Source organism: Mesorhizobium sp. B1-1-8, from assembly GCF_006442795.2.
Lineage (GTDB): Bacteria > Pseudomonadota > Alphaproteobacteria > Rhizobiales > Rhizobiaceae > Mesorhizobium.
The window spans coordinates 1,353,234-1,372,649 of sequence record NZ_CP083956.1; the positions used below are offsets into that span (position 1 = coordinate 1,353,234).

Genomic DNA, 19,416 nt, shown 5'->3' on the forward strand with positions numbered 1-19,416 from the left:
CTTTATGCGGCAGTCGGCTTCATTGCCGGCGGCCAGCTATGCGTCTCTGACTTGCGCCGTGAAGCCCAGGCGTAGAGGGCGTCATAGATGACGAAGCCGTGCTTAAGGACCTCGTGGTCGTCGGGCGTCACGTCTCGCAGACCCATGGAGATCGCCAGCAACCCGGCCGATTGTGGGGTGAGATCATGTCGATCGGTATCGGCACCGCGAACGATCTCGGCAATCGTTACGATCGCCGGATCACTATCGAGACCGTATTTCGAGACGAAGGTGTCAAAGCTGCAACCTTCGCCAATATGCGTAAATTCGACCCCTGGCACGTCGTACGGCGTTGCCCCGGTCTCTTTTGCAATCCGCATAACCTCGGTGGGCGGTACGAACAGGAATTCTGGTTCCTTGTCGATGAACCGGGCGATCAACCAGGGACAGGCAATACGGTCGATGACCGGACGTTCGCGCGTGACCCATTTCATGATCTTATCTCCCTTGATGAGTGAGCGGGACGGTTGGCGCGCCTATGGCGTGCCACGCGGCGATGCCCCCGGAAAGCATGAGCGCATCGAAGCCACGACGGCGAAGGTCGGCGACGGCATCGCCGCTGACCTGGAAGCCATAAACGCAATAGACGACGATCGGTTTGCCCTTCGGCAACTCGCCGGCCCAATCAGCAATCGTATCCGGAGTGCGGATCAGCGCGCCAGGAAGCATATCGGTGCGCTTCGCCAAATCCTCGGCGAGGCAGACATCGAGTAGAACAATATCCTCATGGCGCTCGATGCGGCTGCGAAGGTCTTCGGGGGCGACGGCATAGCCGTTTGCGGTGTGGGCAGGATTTGTCCCGTCACCTTGCTGCCCGAGCGCGCGTCGGCAGCGTGCGCCGACGCGCTCCCAATGGATATTCTTCATGAAGGCGTCGACATAGGCGCCCGCCTTGGCGCCGAAATCGAGGTGATAGGCATGCTCATACATGTCGAGCGCCAGGATTGGCACACCCCCAACCAGACAATTCGTGTGATCCGCGGCCCATTGGATCGTCAATCGATCGTGACGCTCGGACCAGGTGAGCAGCGTCCAGCCAGAGCCGCCTGCCTGGGCCTTGGCGCAGGCCGTGAACTGGGTGCGCCAGCCGGCGACGCTGCCAAAGTCGCGCTCCAACATGGCGGCCAGATCGCCGGTCGCGTCACCCGAGCCGCCCAGGCCGTCGAAATAGATCTCATGCAGGATCGCCGAGTTGGCTGCTACCAACTCCTCCCGTTTCAATCCATTAATGTCGAAGACGGGAGCCGCACTCCAATCGAGCCCGTCGAGACGGTGCTCGATCGCATTCAGCCGCCGCACCGCGCCTCCGTAGTTATTTTCGTAATGACTTGCCAACAGCCGCTCGGAGAGTCCTTCGAGGCGAGGTGGCTTGAAGGGCAGCGGCATGATTTGGTGCGGCATGGGACCCTCGTTAAGCGATATACGACCCGAGGCGAACGCTACGTCCAAAGCAGATTTGATACAAGTGTTGCTTTTTCAATCTTTGGTGATACGGTCTCTCCATGAACGATGGCGGAACATCAACGGAGCACCGCTGGCTGCTCCTGATCCACCAGCTGCCAAGCAAGCCGGCTTACTTCCGGGTCAAGATATGGCGGCGACTGCAAGGCATCGGTGCGGTGGCCGTGAAGAGCACCGTCTATGCGCTGCCTTCGAATGCCGAGACCCAGGAGGATTTCGAATGGCTCCTCAAAGAGATCGCCGAAGGCGGTGGTGAGGCCATGTTGTGCGAAGCGCGCCTGATCGACGGTCTGTCCGATACTCAGGCCCGGGCGCTGTTCGATGCCGCGCGCGACGAAGATTACGAGGAGATTGCCAAGGATTTGCGGACCCTTGGCGCCAAGCTCGAAGCGGTGACGTCACCTGAGCAACGGGCCGAGGCACGTACGCAGATCGGCCGGCTGCGCAAAAGGCTCGCCGATGTCGTTGCCATCGATTTTTTCGGCGCCAACAGCCGCCTGCTGGTGGAGGGTCTGATTACAGGACTTGAGGCTCGATTGGCGGAGGATAAGAAAATGACCGAAGAGCCGGCCAAGACCGCTGTCGAAACGCTTGCCGCACTCAAGGGGCGGACATGGGTCACACGCAAAGGTGTTTATGTCGATCGCATCGCCTGCAGTTGGCTGATCCGCCGGTTTATTGATCCCGAGGCTGTCATCCGCTTCGTGCCGGGCAAGGGCTACGTCCCGAATCCGGGTGAATTGCGTTTCGACATGTTCGAAGGTGAGTTCACCCATGAGGGCGACCGGTGCAGCTTCGAAGTGTTGCTGGCTCGTGCCGGCCTCACCGATCCTGCCCTGCAGGCGATCGGGGAGATCGTCCATGACATCGACCTGAAGGACGCCAAGTTCGCACACGAAGAGGCAGCAGGCATTGCCAGTCTGATCGCCGGCATCGCAATGGCCAATCAGGACGACGGACAACGCGTCGCCCAGGGCACTCCCGTCTTCGACAACCTTTATCAATATTTCCGCAACAAGCGCGGGTAACGAATTTAAGGACAAGCCGATGAACAAGGCCCAGAGCATCGAGGCGGCAAGGCCTTCCGGCGCATCCGAGCATGGCATCTCGTTCGGCGAAGCCGTCCGCGTATGGGCGCGAGTCGCGGCACTGAGTTTTGGCGGTCCGGCCGGACAGATTGCGGTGATGCACCGCATCCTCGTTGAGGAAAAGCGCTGGATCGGGGAGACGCGGTTCCTGCATGCGCTGAACTATTGCATGCTGCTGCCGGGTCCCGAAGCCCAGCAGCTCGCGATCTATATCGGTTGGCTGCTGCACAAGACCAAGGGCGGGCTCGTCGCCGGCGTCCTGTTCGTGCTGCCCGGCGTCGTCGCCATCATGGCGTTGAGCTGGATCTACGCGATCTTCGGCAATGTCGGCGCGGTCCAGGCCCTTTTCTTCGGCTTGAAAGCCGCCGTGCTTGCCATCGTGCTTGAGGCAGTGGTGCGGGTCGGCAAGCGTGCGCTCAGGAACAACGTCATGGTGTTGCTCGCCGCCGCTGCTTTTATCGCGATCTTCTTCTTCCACGCACCGTTCCCGCTTATCATCCTTACAGCGGCGGTGATTGGCTATATCGGTGGGCGGTCGGGACTGGCGCCGTTCATGGCCGGTAATGGGCATGGCAAGGTCGGAGGCAAACAGGTTACGGATGCCGACACGGCTTTGGGTGAGGGTATCCCGGATCACGCGCGGCCGACGGTCGGCTGGTCGCTCAAGGTCGCCGCCATATTTCTCGTGCTTTGGTTCGCGCCCGTCCTCGGCCTGTTGGCATTTTTCGGGACCGGCAATGTCTTTACCGACATCGCGGTCTTCTTCTCGAAAATGGCGGTGGTGACCTTTGGCGGTGCCTATGCGGTGCTGGCTTATGTCGCGCAGCAGGCGGTCACGACCTATGGCTGGCTTAAACCCGGCGAGATGCTCGACGGCCTGGGTATGGCCGAGACCACGCCAGGCCCGCTGATCATGGTTACACAGTTCGTCGGTTTTATGGGTGCCTTTCGCGCGCCCGGCACGCTCAATCCCCTCGTCGCCGCCACCTTGGGTGGCCTCTTGACGACGTGGGTCACCTTCACGCCGTGCTTTCTCTGGATATTCCTTGGCGCTCCTTACATAGAGAAATTGCGAAGCAACAAGGCGTTGTCGGCCGCACTCGCGACGATCACCGCGGCCGTCGTCGGCGTGATCCTGAACCTGGCGGTTTGGTTTGCGCTCCACGTACTGTTTAGCCAACTGCAAGAAAGGCACGGACTCGGCATGAGCGTCGACGTGCCGGTACTGAGTTCCATCAACGTCCCCTCGCTGGTCCTGACACTGGGCGCATTGCTGGCCGTATTCCGCTTCAAGATCGGCATGCTGCCAGTGTTGGCCGTCTGCTCAGTTCTTGGACTGCTCTACGGTTTCGCCACGGGAGCCGTATAGCGAATAGCAATTCCGAATGAATCCTCATCCAAGAAACGAAGCCGAAATCGCTGATCTGGCAAGTGTGAAAGGTGCTGCCGACGCTAGCGGGATCGTCGCTGGCCGGGCTGATCCCGCTGGCATTGTAATCTCGGCCGCGACTCGATCATTTTGGGGCAATGGAAAAAATTGGATCATCCGGGAATAAACCGATGAGCCGGCTGGTCTTCCAGGCATGCGCCATTTGCGGCGTTGCAGGAGATCGGCATGACCCTTCACGACAAAGAAGAAGCCTGCAGGGGATCGGCAGGCCCTAGCCGCCGTGCTGCAAAAGGCATGGCCGGAGGGCGCGCGCAGTCGCTGCGTCCAGCCTGACCCCCGTGCACACCGCAACCATCGAGATTTACAACCATGACGGCGATATCCCGTATGGCGTCGCGGCCAGCGATGCGCCGTTTCCTTCCGAGGCGCTTGACACCGGTGACACCAATGCCTTCACCTCCCTCAAAGCAGGCGGCTCCGCCTATGATTGCGGTCTTCACCCGCACGAGCAGATCACCGCCACCCGTTGAGGGTGGCGGCAGACCCCTGGCGGGAGCGCCTGACGGTGGAACGGTGTTGAGCGAAAAGATCCTGGCCGCGCGTTTTGCCGAAGTGGTGCTGCCGCATCTCGGCGATGCGCTGTCGCTTGCCCGCTGGCTGACCGGCAACCCCGCCGATGCCGAGGACGTGGTGCAGGAGGCCTGCCTGAAGGCGCATGCCGGCATTGCCGGCTTTGCCGGCGGCAATGCCCGCGCCTGGCTGCTGACCATCGTGCGCAACGCCTCCTACACCTGGATGGCACGCAACCGTCCGCGCAGCGTGGTTTCTGTCGGCGACCTCGCCGATCTCGACGATGTGTCGCCGCCGCCGGACAACGATGCCGACAGCCCGGAGGCGGCGCTGATCGCCAAGGCGAACTCGGCGGCGGTGGAAGCGGCCATCGCAAAATTGCCGCAGCCGTTTCGCGAGACGCTGGTGCTGCGTGACATAAACGGCCTCAGCTACCGCGAGATCGCGGCCATGCTCGGCGTGCCGCAAGGCACGGTCATGTCGCGGCTGGCGCGAGCGCGCGGCCTGTTGATGGCAGATATTGGAGGGCGCCATGAGCCCGCGTGACGACGGATTGCCCGAGGACCCGCAGGATATGAAGCTGATGATCCACGCCCTTGTCGATGGCGAGCTCGATGCCGCGGCGGCGCTTGCCGTCGAACGGCGCATCGCCGCCGAGCCCGAACTCGCCGCCGAGCATGCGCGCCTCGTCGCGCTGCAGACGGCCGTCGCCAGCCTGCCGCGCCCAGCCGTCAGCGACGATTTTCTGGCGCGCATCGCGGCCATCGCCGAAACAAGAAAGACCGATGAGGCGGAGGCCGCGCAGGCCGAAGCCGTCAAGGTAGAGCCGTTCGCGCAGCCGCCACAACGACAGGGCGAAGTGATCGAGATGCGGCCACGCGCCTCGGCGCGCCGCTTCGGCTCCTTCGACTGGCGCCAGATGGCGGCATCGATCGTGCTCACGGCCTTTCTGGCCAGCGGCGCGACGCAGTGGCTGACGACGGCGGACAACGGGTCCGACAGCTTCGCCGTGGCCATCGCCAACGGCCATCGCCGTAGCCTGCTCGCGGCAACGCCGGTCGACATCGTCTCGTCCGACCGCCATACGGTGAAGCCATGGCTCGACGGCCGCATCGGCGTGTCGCCGCCGGCGCCCGACATGGCCAAGGACGGCTACGCACTGCTCGGCGGGCGGGTCGAGGTGATCGGCGACAGGCCGATGCCGGCGCTGGTCTACCGCCACCACGAGCATCTGATCAGCCTGGTGGCGGCGCCTCAGCAGAGCGGAGCCAAATCCGTGCCGGTGGCGGCGGATCTTGAGGCGGGCGGCTTCCTGCTTGTCCACTGGACCGACGGCGCCTTCTCCTACTGGGCGATCTCGGATGCCGAGCGGCCGGCGCTGGACGATTTCGTCGCCCGCTTCCGGGCGGCGGTCATCGCCAATCCGGCGGCGGGGAGCCCTGGCTGACGCCAGATCGGTTAGCGCATCATAGAGGAGCGGATGCCGCTGTCCTGGCGGCACCCGCTTCGCTGCGGGTTGAGACGGCAACCTGCCTTCTCCTTCATTCCGATCAAGCTGCTTCGATCTTCATATCTTCTTCGCTGCGCACCATCCTGGTCACGCCGGCGAAGTCGAGCTTGCCGGAGCCGAGGACCGGCACTTTCTGCACGACGCGCACTTCGGCCGGCACCATCAGGTCCATGGCGCCATTCGCCTTGGCGAAACTCAGAAATTCCGCGCGTGTGGCGCGGGGGGCCTCGGTGATGAGGATCAGCTTCTCACCCTTGCGCGCATCCGGCACGGAAGCGACGGCCGACAGCGATCCTTTCCACAATTCGCCTGCCAGCGCCTCGACCGCGGCCAGCGAGATCATCTCGCCGCCGATCTTGGCGAAGCGCTTGGCGCGGCCGCGGATGGTGATGAAGCCCGCCCCGTCGACGGTGACGACGTCGCCGGTGTCGTGCCAGCCGTCTTGCAGCGGTTCCAGCACGCCTGGCTTTTCGGCGCGCAGATAGCCCGCCATGACATTGGGACCGCGCACGAACAGCCGTCCGCCTTCCTCGACGCCGGGCACCGGCTCCAGTCGATACTCCATGCCGGGCATGATTTTGCCGACGCTGCCCGACTTGCTGTACATCGGCGTGTTGATGGCGATCACCGGCGCCGTTTCGGTCACGCCATAGCCCTCGAGGATGCGCAGGCCGAACTTCTCCATATAGGCCGTGCGCGTCGCGGCCTTGACCGGTTCGGCGCCGGCAAAGCAGTAGCGCACCGAGCGGAAGTCGTAGGGGTGCGCCGTGCGCGCATAGCCGCTGAGGAAGGTATCGGTGCCGAAGACGATCGTGGCATTCGATACATAGATCAGTTCCGGGACGATGCGGTAGTGCAGCGGCGAGGGATAGAAGAACACCGGCACGCCCGAGATCAGCGGCAGCACCGTGCCCGCCGTCATGCCGAAGGAGTGGAAGATCGGCAGAACGTTGAACACCTTGTCGCCCGCGTGGAAGTCGATGCGCGAGGCGGCCTGGGCGGCGTTGGCGAGAATGTTGCGGTGGGTGAGCACCACGCCCTTGGGCGTGCCTTCCGAACCCGATGTGAACAGGATCGCCGCCGGATCGTCGGCCTTGCGCGCGACCCGCGGCGTCGACTTGCGCAACAGCCCGAGCAGCTTGTCCTTGAGGCCGATGGTGGCCCTGAGGTCGTCGAGCCAGACGATGTCGACCGAGCGGCCGATTTCCTCGATGACCGCGCCGAGCTTTGCCTGCTCGACAAAGGCGCGGGATGTGAGCACCGTGCGCACTTCGGCCGCCTTGCAAGCCGAAAGGATGTTCGCGGCGCCGGCGGTGAAGTTGATCATCGCCGGCACCTTGCCGGCCGACATGACGCCGAGCAGGGTGGCGCAGGAGCCGTTGGCATTGGGCAGCATGATGCCCAGCGTCTGCTGATCGGCATAAAGTGTCTTGAACTTCTCGCCGAGGATGGCGGCCGCGGTGAGCAGCTTGCCATAGCTCAGCGAACCGGTGACCGGGTCCTCGACGGCAAGCTTCTTCATGCCGCGCTCGTTGGCCGTCTCGATGATCTTTTCCAGCACCGTCTTGTCGATATCCTGGGTGCGGAAGACGAGATCCGACATGACCTCATACAGCGCCTCGCCCGCCGCGATGCGACGCCGGCGGCCTTTGAGATCCTGCGGGACGTCGAGCTTCACCGGCTCCAGGATGGTCACCTTGACCTTCGGGAACAGGCGCCGGCGCACATGCTGCGCGGTCAGCCGCGAGAACGGGCTCTTTTCCAGCCCGTCGATGCGCACCGGCACGACCATCGAGCCGGTCTTGTCGGCGACCATGGCGGCGCCGTCATAGACCTTCATCAGGCTGCCGGTCACGGTGAGGCGGCCTTCCGGGAAGATGACCAGCGGATCGCCGCCCTGCACGGTCTTGATCAGCGTGCGGGTCGACATCGGCTTGGCCGGATTGAGCGGCAAGGCGCGCGTGAGTTTCAGGAACGGCTTCACCCACCAGGCCTTGGCGATCGTGTAATCGATGGCGAAGACCGGCTCCTCGTCGGTCAGCGTCAGCGCCAGCGGGCCGTCGAGGAAGCTGACATGGTTGAGCGCCAGAATGGGTGCCTTGCCGGCCGCCTTGAGGTTCTCCAGTCCCACCACTTCCAGGCGAAGGAAGGCGCGGAACAGGATGGAGACGAAATCGCGGAAGGGGTTCGTCGGCAGGTATTTGAGCATCAGCCAGGCGGCGATGGCGTTGAACATGACGAGGCCGAACAGGATGCCGGCAATGGAGACGCCGGCTGCCTGGATGGCGGCGACGAGGATGCCGCCCACCGTCATGAAGCCGGCGTTGACGATGCTGACGGCGGCGACGACGCGGGCGCGGCGCTCCTCCGGCGACCAGGCCTGTACGGCGGCGAAGGTCGGCACCACAAGGAAGGCGCCTGCAATGGCCATGCCGGCGAGGTCGAATGCAACCCGGATGGTGTTCGGCCCGGCGAAGAACGCCGCCAGGGTTTCGGCCCGGGGCGAAGGCTGCATGCTCCAGATGGCCCAGGCGAGGTCAAGGCCGAACAGCGCGAGCAGTGCCGTGCCGAACGGCGCCGGCAAGAGCACCATGCGTCCCTGCGACATCCATGCGGCAATGGCGGAACCGATGGCGATCGAGACGGCAAAGACCGCGAGATAGGCGGTGACCGCGATTTCGTTGCCGCCCAGCGAATCCTTGATCAGCGCAGGCAGGATCGAAAGCACGATGGCCCCGACCAGCCAGAACCAGGAGGTCATCAGTCCGGCGCGCCAGATGCGCGTGTCGGTGCGCAATTCGCTGACCTGACGCCAGGTCGAGCGGAAGATGTTCCTGTCGATGATGAGGTTTGGAGCCGCCGAACCGGTGGACGGGATGTAGCGGCTGACGAACCAGCAGCCGACGGCGAGCGCCATCATGATCGGCCCGAAGACCGCGACGCCGATGCCGTCGGCGGAAACGACGCCGCCGGCGATGGTGCCGCCGAGGATCGCGGCAAAGGTGGCCGATTCGATCCAGGCGTTGGCTTTGGGCAGTTCCTTGCGTTCGAGGTGATCCGGCAGGATGCCGTATTTGATCGGCCCGAACAGCGCCGAGATGATGCCGAACATGAGCAGCGCCGTCATCAGCACCGGTATCGACGACAGCGCGATACCGACCACGGCGACGGCAGCGGCGGCGATCTCGGTGAATTTCAGCCGGCGGGCGATGAGCGCCTTGTCGAAGCGGTCGGCGATCTCGCCGCCAAGCGCCGAAAGCAGCAGGAAGGGGGCCATGAAAACAGCGCCCGCCAGGGTCACCAGCGACGCTGCCTGATCGGCCGCAAGCGTGAAGAGAATGAGGAACACCAGCGTGTTCTTCAGGAAATTGTCATTGAAGGCGGACAGGAATTGCGTCCAGAAGAGGGGCGCAAAGCGCCGCGATGTCATCAGGTGATTGTTCATGGCGCTTTCCATTGGCAAGATCGTTAATCAATCCGGGCTGGACGGATCAGCGGTTGCTTGCGCGGCTTGGGGGTTATTGTATCGGCAACCCGGTTACATTTCGTTACTACGACTGACATCCTTCAGGGGGCAAAACAGGCCATGACGAATGTATTCCACGACCTTTTGGTATCTTGAGGCCGCAGCTGTTGCGGACCGTCGATATGATCCTTGCGTTTCAGGGTTAAGTTGGCCGGGCGGCGGCCCGTTTCAGGCAGGAAACGGTCGCCGCGCACAAGCGCAAAATCTGCCTTCAGCATTCTGTTTTCCTCCAGATGAACATCGTTCACGAGTGAACATAGCATATTTTGAACAGCGTTCAAGCGAGAAATGAACGCCGTTCAAAAACTGCCTGCAGGGAAGGTCAATGGCCGGGAGACAGACGAGGTGCGCCCAGCCTGATCCTTTTGAGTTGGCGGCAAGCGGCCACAGCGCGGCAATAACGGTCTCCGGCTTGCGGGCGAAGACGACGTCGGGCACATGCCCGGTGACCGGCTGCCGGAGCGTGCAGAGGTCGCGGGCAGCGAGTGTCATGTGATGGGCAGCTCTATTTCAGCAAACCTTCGCAAAACCTTCGTATAACAAGCGTCAAATAAGTGCGGAGGTGCAGAATGGCTGTGAAATCAATACAATCAAACGCTCAACCCGGTGCTGAGGCGATTGATTCCGGAGCGCTCGCAGAGGCGGCCAACGGCTCGCTTCTCGGGGGCGAAGCGGTGGGGGTGGACAAGATCCGCGACCTGCTGTTCGGCAATCAGATGCAGGACTACGACAAGCGGTTCACCAAGCTGGAGGAACGGTTTCTCCAGCGTTTCAAGGACGTCGAGACGGAAACGTCACGCAATCTCAGCGCATTCGAATCGAATGCGAAAAAACAGGTGGATTCGATTGCCAGCCAGCTGCGCGAGGAGAAGGATTCTCGTGCCGAGGCGGATAAGGACATCGATCGGACGCTGCGCGAGCAAAATCAGGCCCTGGAGAAGCGGCTGCGCTCGGTGTCGGACCAATTGAGCCAGCTCGAACGGGACATAGCCGACCGCCTGACGCAAGAAGCGCATGCGCTGCGCGAGGATATCAAGCGCAAGAACGAGGACCTCCAGCACGCGATCGAGAAGATGTTCTCCGAGCTGAGCAATGTGAAGACGGACCGCAATTTGCTTGCCGGACTTTTCGTCGAGGTCGCCAAGGCCCTCAGCCAGGATATGGGGCAGAAGGGCATCGGCAAGAGCGGAGCTGAGCCATTTCGCGGCTGGCCGGCCAGTTGATCTGCTCTCGTGGTGAGTGCATCGCCAGCCGTTGAAAGGCCTTTTCCCATCCCGGACGAGCCCGGGATGGATCGCAAGGTGCTGGCGGGGCTCCTGCTCGAAATCGCCCATGACCTGCGGCCGGAGCTCCGCGCCGAGCGGAACGGCATCCACGCCAGCGATCTGCGGCTGGAGCAGCTCAGGACGCTGCTGGTCGGCCGCGAGATCGAGGTGCTGTCGCGGCTGCAGGACGTGCTGGAGGATCCCGAAAAGCTGGCGGCAGCGGTTGGCCGCGTCCTGCCGACCGCCATTGCCGAGGCAACCGCCGATCCTCGGCTCGGACAGGTCCTGGCGCCTGCCATGGAGAAGGCCACGGAGCGTTCGATCCGCAACAATCCGCGAACGCTCGTCGACATCCTTTATCCAGTGATCGTGCCGACGATCGGCAAGTCGATCCGCGAGACGATCGCCGCGACCTTCCAGTCGCTCAATCAGACATTGAAATACAGCCTCACCTGGCGCGGGCTCAAATGGCGCTGGGAAGCCTGGCGCACCGGCGTTTCCTTCGCCGAGGTCGTGCTCAAGCACTCGCTCGTCTATCAGGTCGAGCATGTCTTTCTGATCCACGGCCATACCGGGCTGCTGATCTGCCACGCCGCGGCCGAGAATGCGGCCAGCCAGGATCCGCAACTGGTCTCCTCGATGCTGGTCGCCATCCAGGATTTCGTGCGCGATTCCTTCGGCGCGGAGAAGCAAGGGCTTGACGCAGCGCGGCTGGGGGAACTCAGGCTGTGGTGCGAACCGGGCCCGTTCGCCATGCTGGTGGCGGTGATCCGCGGCGATCCGCCGGAGCAATTGTACGAAACGCTGCGCCATGCGCTGTCCCGCATCCACGCCGAGCGCCACCAGGCGCTGGAAAGCTTCGACGGCGACAGCGACGGTTTCGCCGAGGTCGAGGCCGAATTGCGCCAATGTGTGGCGCTGCGGCAGCCGGCGCCACCACGGGCCAATTTCAGCCGGGTGATGATCGTGGCCTGGCTGGCGGTGGTGCTGATGCTGGCAGGAGCGTTCATCTCCCGATCCTGGGATCGCGATCGGCTCTGGCAGACCTATATCGCGCAATTGCAGGCCGAGCCCGGCATCGTCGTCACCGAAGCGGGCCGGCGCGACGGCAAATATGTGGTTTCCGGTCTGCGCGACCCGCTGGCGCCTGATCCGCAAATGGTGTTGCGCCAGATCGGGATCGATTCGCAAAGTGTCATCAGCCGGTGGGCGCCATACGAAGCCATGCAGCCGCAATTCGTCCTGGCGCGGCTCCAGGCATCCCTCGATCCGCCACCGACGGTGGGGCTCGCGCTCGAGGGCGACCGCATTGTCGCGCATGGATCGGCTTCGACGGCATGGCTCGAGCGTGCGCGCGAGGCCGCCCGGATGTTGCCGACAGGCGCGCTTGTCTTCGATGTCTCCCAGCTGCATGACACCGAAGAAGCGGGGGCGCGGCTCTGGGCAGGCTACGTCCGCTGGCTTCGCGCCGAACCCGGTGTCGTCATCACCGAGACGGGCCGGCGCGACGGCAAGTACTTCATCACCGGCCTGCGCGACCCGCTCGCTGTCGATCCGGAATTGCTGCTCAGCGAGGCAAAGGTCGATCCTGCCCAGGTGGTCAGCCGCTGGTCCCCCTATCAGGCGCTGGATCCGCAATTCGTCCTGAAGCGGCTGCAGGCCTCGCTCGACCTGCCGCCGACCGTGACGCTCAGGGTCGACGACGGCCGTATCGTTGCGGAAGGATCGGCCTCGCCGCGTTGGCTCGAGCGTGCGCGTCTGGCTGGCCGCATGCTGCCGTCGGGTCCCTCCGTTCTTGATCTCAGTGCGGTGCGTGATCTGTACGAGGGGGCGATCGGCGATCTGCGCGATAAAATCCAGGCTCGCAGCATCCACTTCGATGCCGGTGGCTCGTTGCCGGGGGCGGGCCAGGACGCAGTCCTCGACGCGCAGGCCGAGGACATCAAGCAAGTGGCATCGTTATCCTCCTCGATGGGTGTGAGCACCAGGGTTACCTTGATCGGGCATGCCGATTCCGCCGGCCAGGGCACCTCCAATCTTTCGCTGAGCGTGGCGCGGGCTGAGGTGGTGCGGGCGCTGCTGAAGAAGCGCGGCGTCAATCCGGATCTGCTTGCGGTGCGCGGTGCCGGCGCGCTCGAACCGCTGCAGGAAGAGACTTCCGACGCGGCGCGGTCGGCCAACCGCCGCGTTTCATTCAGTTTAGGGATCGACGAATAGCCATGAATGCTTCCCTGCAAAAGAAACTGTGCATGCTTGGCGGCTTCTCGGTCGGCAAGACCAGCCTCGTCAGGCGCTTCGTCAGCAGCGTCTTCTCCGATACCTACCTCACGACGGTCGGCGTCAAGATCGACAAGAAGACGGTGGACCTCGATGGCCGCACGGTGAACCTGATCCTTTGGGACCTGGCGGGCGAGGACGACCTGGCCTCGTTGCGCCTGAGCTATCTGCGCGGCGCCTCGGGCTATCTGCTGGTGGCCGACGGGACGCGCCGCTCGACACTCGATGTCGCGTTGTCGATCCAGCAGCGAGTCGAAGCGGAATTCGGTTCCCTGCCGTTTGCGCTGCTGCTCAACAAGAACGATCTCACGGACCAGTGGGTGATTGGCGACGACGACGTCGCCAAACTCCGCAAGAATGGCTTATGGGTTCGATCGAGCAGCGCGCGAACCGGCGAAGGCGTCGAGGAGGCTTTCCGGGACCTCGCCGTCCGTGTGACGAGCTAAGGCATGGAAGAGCTGCCCCATAGCGTGGCCCTGCGGCTGCCGGAACTGACCTTCCAGGAGCGGGCGGCCGCCTATCTCGAGGTTGATTCCGCGCTCAACCTGATCAATGCCGGCGGGCATCTCGATCACTACGGGTTGGCGGACCTGCGGCTCGGCGAGCCGGCCATCGACCAGGTCTTTTTCCTGGAAGGATTGCTGCCGCTGGCCGAGACGCCCTATCTTTTCCCTTCGGTAGAACTGGACAATGGCCGTGCGGCCGATTTCCATTTCCATCTCGACGACGGCAGCGTGTGGGTGATCCTGCTCGATGTGACGGCCAGCCGCGACGCAGCCCGCCGCATGCAGCAGAAGGCGTATGACGTGACGCTGCTGCAGGAGAAGGAAGCGCTGCTCAACCGGCGCCTTGAAGCGACCAATGCGGCGCTGATGGAAGCCCAGCAGGAACTGGTCGTCGCCCATGCCGCCGTTCGCGAGGAGTTGCGCCGCAAACAGATCGAGCTCGAGGAAGCGCGCACGCTGCAGCTTGCGCTGGCGCCGGCGACCTTCCGTGGCCTGATCGGCGATCATGCCTTGACTGTGCACGTCATCCTTGAGCCGGCCAGGGAAGTCGGCGGCGACCTGGTCGATCACTTCCGCATCGACAACGACCTCCTCATCCTCGTGCTGGGCGACGTCTCGGACAAGGGCGCCGGCGCGGCGCTGATGATGGCAAGGACCCGCCCTGTTCAGAGGCATTGCGGCGCGGCCGGATGCTTCGTCGCTTTTTCGAAATCCGGAGCAGGCCGTGCAGTTCGTCAACGTGGCGCTGTCGCAAGGCAACTCGAACCTGATGTTCGTAACCTTGCTGATCGCCGCCTATGACGGGACCACGAACCGCCTGACCTATGTCCGCGCAGGTCACGTGCCGCCGTTTCTGCGGCGGGCCGATGGGACCGTCGAGCGCCTGGAGGCCGCCGGCGGCATGCCGCTCGGCGTTATGGAAGACGAAACGTATGAATCCGCCACCGTCGAACTTCGGGTGGGCGATGAACTTCTGATCGTCACCGACGGCATCACGGAGGCCATGGATCCTTCACAAAGGATGTTCGGGGATGACAGGGTGGCGACCTTGATCGCTCATGGCGACCAACGCAAGGGACCGCTCCTGCATCGACTGCTGACGCAGGTACGGACGTTCGAAGCCGGCGGCCCGCAATCGGACGATATCGCGGCGATCCTGGTCGGGTTCGAAGACCGAACGGATCCCTGACTCAACCGAGTCACCGACCGCGTCGTTTCAGATCTCCAGCCCGCGTCTTCCGGGCAATATTTTGCTGGAGACACGATGCTCAGCATGGAGGCCGCTTTCTTGACAACCCGTCGGCAGTTTCATGGTTTAGCTCCACGGTTCACTCGCTCATATCGCGCAGGGCATCGTGCTTGACGATTTCAATGCTACGCAGGCTGAGCAGCCTGATGACACCTTTTTCCTTCAGCCTAGTGAACACCCGCGACACGGTTTCGATGGTGAGGCCGAGATAGTCGCCGATATCGATCCGGGACATTGGCAGATCGACCTGCCGCAGGCCGCCCTGCCTTTCCACCATGTCGACCAAGAAGGCCGCGACGCGTTCGATGGCATTTTGGCGGCCGAGGACCAGGAGATGTTCCTGCGCCCTCGTCAATCCCTTCAGCGCCAAAGGCAGAAGCTGGCGGGACATATCGGCTGCAGAGGCAATGCGATAGACGCGGACGCCGGTCGCGTTGATCGCTTCGGCGAAGAAATGATGCGTGGTGTCTCCCTCGAAGCCGAATGTTTCCCCGGCAAGATGAAAGGCGCTGATCTGCCTGCGGCCATCGGCAAGCAAGCGGTAGATGCGCACTGCGCCGAACTCGACCTGGTAGAGCGCGCCGGCCTTTTCGCCCTGAGCATAGATTTCCCTACCCGCAGGGAAGTAGCTGACCGGCTGGGCGGATACGCCGTCGAAGGCGTGCGAGAGACCCTGGCGGGGAAGATACGAACTCAGTTCGATCTTGGCGTTGACTTGGGCGTACATGGCTGCGGTCCCTTGTGAATTCGTGACGCAGCAATCGCTTAAATCCCACGGTCCGGAAATTCGGTTATGTCCCTAAGGGAAAGTACCTAGTTGTCTGTCGCGCCGGTCGCCTTGACCAAGGTCAAAGCCGGCGTTGTCGGCGGATGCGGGTTGGAGTTGTGGGACGGGCTAATTCGATGAGCGCCTGCCGATGGCACAGGCTTGATTGGGATCAATGTCCCCGCGGAACCGCTCTGTCATGGTTGGATCAGGCAACGAAGGGATTTTGGCCATGACCACCGACATCATTGTTCTCTGGGCTGCCATGCTCGGCTTTGCCTATCTCGCCGGAGCAGGGGCCTGTTACCAACTGGCCTCGGCCAAGAGGCACCCGCCTCGTTTCAGCAAGCTATCGTTTTGGCCGTGAGGCGCTCGGCGGAAGGAATCTCGGCCATCCGGAGATGCCGGAATTTATCGGGTGGCGTCTTTGGCGCCGGCCGCTACGACATCATTGTCGCCAGAACGGTTCGTTTTGGAGGATCAGGCCTCGGTCGCTTCCCGTCCCGAAATGTCCGTGACGAAAATGCGGAAGAAAACATGCGGCAGGTCGTCCGCGACCGGAGGCGTGCCAGGCTTCAGCGCGCCGGGTTCCCACCAGTTGCTGTGCTTGCTCAGCAGTGTCCAGGCGCGGTCGCGCTGGACTTTGTATCCAATCCGATCGGGAAGTTCCTCGTAGCGTCCGTCGACAACAACGCTCCGCCATCCTCGCCCGGTCCCGCGTTCATCGACCTGCACCGACACGAGCGGGTTGGCGCGCATCCAGTCGATCTTCTTGCCTGGCATGGAGAACGCATAAAGGTGATTGTCTGCGTAGGTGTAATAGAACGGCACGACATAAGGCTGGCCGCCATTGGCGCACGCCAGTCGACCGAGGCGGGCCGCTATCAACACCTTGGTGCATTCCAAGTTTGAGAGTGTGCGGATCAGCATGGACGCATCCTCCTAATTCCTTGCAACAGTCCTGTGGCGCTGTTTCTTCGAGGCTTTCGTGACCGGCGTTTCCAGTCGCTGCACGAGGCGAGCGGCGCTTCGTGTCGGCTTCCCGTGGGCAAGAGGTCGGCGTCACTTTCGCCAGCCAGAATAGCCGGATCCCGGCGGACGCCCTTTGATCACGATCAAAAGGCCGGCGGGCAACAGCGCCATCGTCAATATGTCGACTGCCCTCGGTGCGGTCGGCTGCGGCAGTTGGCAATGGAAAAGTGATTCAGATCAAAGCGGAGAACGCACCTCACGGTCACAGTCGCCGGATGTGGAATCTCATCGCCACCGCCCCGTTTGGTCGCAGTCTGGAACTGGCCGTCATGGACCAGGAAGGCTTGCACGCGCTGGTATTCCCCTGCGAAAAAGTACGCGACGGGTGGTGGAGGGACACCATCACCGGGGCGCTCGTCGATATTCGCCCAACCCATTGGCGTGAATGGAAATCGAGGAAAGACCAGACGGATTCGCTCGGCAGTTTGCCGGAGAGCGGTTCAGCTTAGAATCGCCAAACGCGCGTCAGGTCTTTGTGCTGCTAATGCTTGGGGTCGGCAATCAATGCCATCCGCACCAGATGCGACAGGCTGCCGGCGCCCATTTTGCTCATGACGTTGGCGCGATGGATTTCGACCGTGCGCGGGCTGATTCCGAGATCATAGGCGATCGTCTTGTTCGGAAGGCCCGAGACAAGGCCGTCGAGCACCTGGCGCTCCCGCTCCGAAAGCGTAGACAGGTTCTTCCGGATTTCGGCAGTTTGCGGGTGCGCGGCACCGGAATGACTGCGATTGCCAAGGGCCGAGTGGATCGCATCGATGAGCAGCTGGTCGTCAAACGGTTTCTCGATGAAATCGGCGGCGCCTTCCTTCATTGCCTGCACGGCGAGCGCCACGTCGGCATGTCCCGTCATCACGATGACGGGTACGGCATGCCCGCGGCTTCTGAGCTGCCGCAGCAGTTCGATACCGTCGATGCCGGGCATGCGCACATCAGTGACAATGCAGCCGTCGATATCCTTGGGCACCGTTGCCAAAAAAGCTGTCGCCGACTCGTAAAGCCGTACTGCAAAGTCGGCCGTTGCGAGAAGAAAGCCCAGCGACTTGCGAACATCGACGTCGTCATCGACTACATGCACCACATCAGCACTACCGGTCATCGGCGACCTCTTCCTTCTCCACGACACGCAAGGTGAAACGGAACGCGGTTCCTCCGGCAGGCATTGCCTCGGCCCAGATATGACCGCCATGCGATTCGACGATAGTGCGGCAAATAGACAGGCCGACACCCATGCCCTGCTTCTTGGTAGTGACGAAAGGCTGGAAAAGCTGGGTGGAGACCTCCGGCGCCAGGCCAGAGCCGGTATCGATCACGCTCACCTCCACCATTCCGTCATGGCGCGCCGCGGTGGCCACGTGCAATTCCCGGCGTGGGGCGCCCTGCATCGCCTCCACCGCATTTCGCATCAGGTTGAGCAGAACCTGCTGGATCTGGATGCGGTCGGTCAGGACCAGCTCCGCGGCGGGATCAAGGTCGTAGCTGACGCGCACGTCTGCCTCCCTGACCCCGACCAGGCCAAGGGACGAGGCCTCCTCGATAATCGCCGAGAGACGTTCGACCTGACGCTCGCTTTCGCCCCGGGCGACGAAATCCCTCAGGTGGCGGATGACGTCCCCCGCCCGCAAAGCCTGCTCGGACGCCTTCTCGACAGCGTCCCGCAACATGACCGCGTTTTCTTCCCTGCTTTTTTCGAGGAGCCGGCGGCTTCCCTTCAGATAGTTCGTGATGGCGGTCAACGGCTGGTTGATTTCATGTGCCAGCGTCGAGGCCATTTCGCCGAGGGCCGTAAACCGTGCCATGTGCAGGAGCTCCTGCTGCTGCTCCTGGATTCTGGCTTCCGCCCTGTGACGTTCGGTCAGATCGCGACAGAAGCCGGTAAAGAAACGGCCGGTGCCGGGGTGCATCTCGCCGACGGCAAGTTCCATCGGGAAGGTCGAGCCATTCTTGCGCATTCCGGTCACCGTGCGGCCGAGCCCGATGATGCGGCGCTCTCCGGTCGTCAGGTAACGCTGCACATAAGCGTCGTGCTCCTCCCGATAGGGCGAAGGCATCAGCAAACTGACATTCAGGCCGATGACTTCATTGGACTTGTAGCCGAACAGGACTTCAGCCGCCGTGCTGAAAGATTGTATGAGACCCCGTTCGTCGATGACCACCATTGCGTCGGGCACCGTCGCCAGGATGGAACGCAGGTGGTCTTCGCGCAACTGGAGTGCCGCGTTGGCAAACGACAGCTCGCTGACATCGGTGCCTTGGACAAAAATCGCCGTGATGCGGCCGTCCTCGGCTCTGATCGGCTGGTAGACGAAGTCCAGGATGCGTTCTTCGGCAGGTGCGTCCTGGGCGTTGCGAAGGACGACTTTGACGCCGCGGCCAACATAGGGCTCCCCGGTGTCGCTTACACGGTCCAGCAATTCGAAGAAGCCTTGACCCGCAAGCTCCGGTAAAGCCTCCCGTACCGATTTCCCGATGACCTCCCTGTGGCCAATAAGTCGCTGATAGGCGCCATTGGTCAGTTGGAAGACGTGGCCCGGCTCGCTGAGCAGCGTCATGAAGCCCGGGGCCTGCTCGAACATAAGCGCGAGCAGCTCGTGTTCTGCCAAAGTCGCCTCGACTTCATCGTTGGCTGAGGCTGGCGCTTTACTGGTCACATACAGTCTCGGGATTTGAGAAACAGCAGCGGCCGCTGATGTAGCACTCATCCCACGGCGCGCAAACCGTTCGGCTGAAGTCGCGG

The 19,416-nt window shown here is 62.8% G+C and carries 20 protein-coding genes; 12 read left to right on the top strand and 8 right to left on the bottom strand.

Annotated features, from left to right (window positions below; genetic code table 11):
* Positions 1-2: 2 nt before the first annotated feature.
* Complete coding sequence (locus tag FJ974_RS06685) at positions 3-473, bottom strand: chromate resistance protein ChrB domain-containing protein (protein ID WP_140533954.1); 471 nt, start codon at positions 471-473, stop codon at positions 3-5.
* Positions 474-477: 4 nt separating this feature from the next.
* The gene (locus tag FJ974_RS06690) at positions 478-1,440 is read right to left on the bottom strand and encodes a Fe-Mn family superoxide dismutase (RefSeq protein WP_140533955.1); all 963 of its coding nucleotides are present in this window, start codon (positions 1,438-1,440) and stop codon (positions 478-480) included.
* 101 nt (positions 1,441-1,541) lie between these two features.
* On the opposite strand from FJ974_RS06690, the gene FJ974_RS06695 reads away from it, so the two are divergent.
* From FJ974_RS06695 to FJ974_RS06715, 5 genes are all read left to right on the top strand, one after another.
* Positions 1,542-2,528 (top strand): chromate resistance protein ChrB domain-containing protein, encoded by a 987-nt coding sequence (locus tag FJ974_RS06695; protein WP_181177161.1) that lies wholly within the window; start codon positions 1,542-1,544, stop codon positions 2,526-2,528.
* A gap of 19 nt (positions 2,529-2,547) precedes the next feature.
* Entirely contained in the window at positions 2,548-3,957 is a 1,410-nt protein-coding gene (gene chrA / locus FJ974_RS06700) for a chromate efflux transporter (protein ID WP_140533956.1), read from the top strand.
* Between the two features lie 359 nt (positions 3,958-4,316).
* Entirely contained in the window at positions 4,317-4,508 is a 192-nt protein-coding gene (locus FJ974_RS06705; protein ID WP_140533957.1) for a hypothetical protein, read from the top strand.
* 46 nt (positions 4,509-4,554) lie between these two features.
* The gene (locus FJ974_RS06710) at positions 4,555-5,094 is read left to right on the top strand and encodes a sigma-70 family RNA polymerase sigma factor (RefSeq protein ID WP_226891505.1); all 540 of its coding nucleotides are present in this window, start codon (positions 4,555-4,557) and stop codon (positions 5,092-5,094) included.
* Positions 5,081-5,995, top strand: coding sequence for an anti-sigma factor family protein (locus tag FJ974_RS06715; protein ID WP_140533959.1), 915 nt, complete (start codon positions 5,081-5,083; stop codon positions 5,993-5,995). Before FJ974_RS06710 ends, FJ974_RS06715 begins: the two co-directional genes overlap by 14 nt.
* A 103-nt stretch (positions 5,996-6,098) precedes the next feature.
* On the opposite strand, the gene FJ974_RS06720 is transcribed toward FJ974_RS06715, so the two are convergent.
* Complete coding sequence (locus tag FJ974_RS06720; protein WP_140533960.1) at positions 6,099-9,503, bottom strand: acyl-[ACP]--phospholipid O-acyltransferase; 3,405 nt, start codon at positions 9,501-9,503, stop codon at positions 6,099-6,101.
* A gap of 122 nt (positions 9,504-9,625) precedes the next feature.
* Positions 9,626-9,802: a hypothetical protein gene (locus tag FJ974_RS06725; RefSeq protein WP_181177162.1), complete on the bottom strand. Its 177-nt coding sequence runs from the start codon at positions 9,800-9,802 to the stop codon at positions 9,626-9,628.
* A 351-nt stretch (positions 9,803-10,153) separates the two neighbouring features.
* On the opposite strand from FJ974_RS06725, the gene FJ974_RS06730 reads away from it, so the two are divergent.
* The 5 genes from FJ974_RS06730 (at position 10,154) to FJ974_RS06750 (ending at position 14,821) form a co-directional block, all read left to right on the top strand.
* The gene (locus tag FJ974_RS06730) at positions 10,154-10,807 is read left to right on the top strand and encodes a hypothetical protein (protein WP_140533961.1); all 654 of its coding nucleotides are present in this window, start codon (positions 10,154-10,156) and stop codon (positions 10,805-10,807) included.
* A 66-nt stretch (positions 10,808-10,873) separates the two neighbouring features.
* A complete protein-coding gene (locus tag FJ974_RS06735; protein WP_140533962.1) occupies positions 10,874-13,066 on the top strand; it encodes an OmpA family protein in 2,193 nt (730 codons plus the stop codon).
* A gap of 2 nt (positions 13,067-13,068) precedes the next feature.
* Positions 13,069-13,572, top strand: coding sequence for a Rab family GTPase (locus tag FJ974_RS06740; protein ID WP_140533963.1), 504 nt, complete (start codon positions 13,069-13,071; stop codon positions 13,570-13,572).
* Between the two features lie 3 nt (positions 13,573-13,575).
* Positions 13,576-14,433, top strand: coding sequence for a PP2C family protein-serine/threonine phosphatase (locus tag FJ974_RS06745; protein WP_181177163.1), 858 nt, complete (start codon positions 13,576-13,578; stop codon positions 14,431-14,433).
* Positions 14,357-14,821: a PP2C family protein-serine/threonine phosphatase gene (locus FJ974_RS06750; RefSeq protein ID WP_181177164.1), complete on the top strand. Its 465-nt coding sequence runs from the start codon at positions 14,357-14,359 to the stop codon at positions 14,819-14,821. Before FJ974_RS06745 ends, FJ974_RS06750 begins: the two co-directional genes overlap by 77 nt.
* Before the next feature lie 139 nt (positions 14,822-14,960).
* Here FJ974_RS06750 and FJ974_RS06755 read toward each other — a convergent pair whose 3' ends face one another.
* Complete coding sequence (locus FJ974_RS06755) at positions 14,961-15,608, bottom strand: helix-turn-helix domain-containing protein (protein ID WP_140533965.1); 648 nt, start codon at positions 15,606-15,608, stop codon at positions 14,961-14,963.
* 271 nt (positions 15,609-15,879) lie between these two features.
* Here FJ974_RS06755 and FJ974_RS30155 point away from each other — a divergent pair, with 271 nt between their 5' ends.
* Entirely contained in the window at positions 15,880-16,014 is a 135-nt protein-coding gene (locus tag FJ974_RS30155) for a hypothetical protein (protein ID WP_264296805.1), read from the top strand.
* A 113-nt stretch (positions 16,015-16,127) separates the two neighbouring features.
* Here FJ974_RS30155 and FJ974_RS06760 read toward each other — a convergent pair whose 3' ends face one another.
* Positions 16,128-16,577: a pyridoxamine 5'-phosphate oxidase family protein gene (locus FJ974_RS06760; RefSeq protein WP_140533966.1), complete on the bottom strand. Its 450-nt coding sequence runs from the start codon at positions 16,575-16,577 to the stop codon at positions 16,128-16,130.
* A 269-nt stretch (positions 16,578-16,846) separates the two neighbouring features.
* Between FJ974_RS06760 and FJ974_RS06765 the strand changes: the two genes are divergently transcribed.
* Positions 16,847-17,128, top strand: a complete 282-nt coding sequence (locus FJ974_RS06765; protein WP_319023055.1) for a hypothetical protein — start codon at positions 16,847-16,849, stop codon at positions 17,126-17,128.
* 32 nt (positions 17,129-17,160) lie between these two features.
* On the opposite strand, the gene fixJ is transcribed toward FJ974_RS06765, so the two are convergent.
* Complete coding sequence (fixJ, locus tag FJ974_RS06770) at positions 17,161-17,778, bottom strand: response regulator FixJ (RefSeq protein ID WP_140533967.1); 618 nt, start codon at positions 17,776-17,778, stop codon at positions 17,161-17,163.
* Positions 17,768-19,255, bottom strand: coding sequence for a PAS domain S-box protein (locus tag FJ974_RS06775; RefSeq protein WP_264296819.1), 1,488 nt, complete (start codon positions 19,253-19,255; stop codon positions 17,768-17,770). The genes fixJ and FJ974_RS06775 overlap by 11 nt, the downstream gene beginning before the upstream one ends.
* Positions 19,256-19,416: the final 161 nt, after the last annotated feature.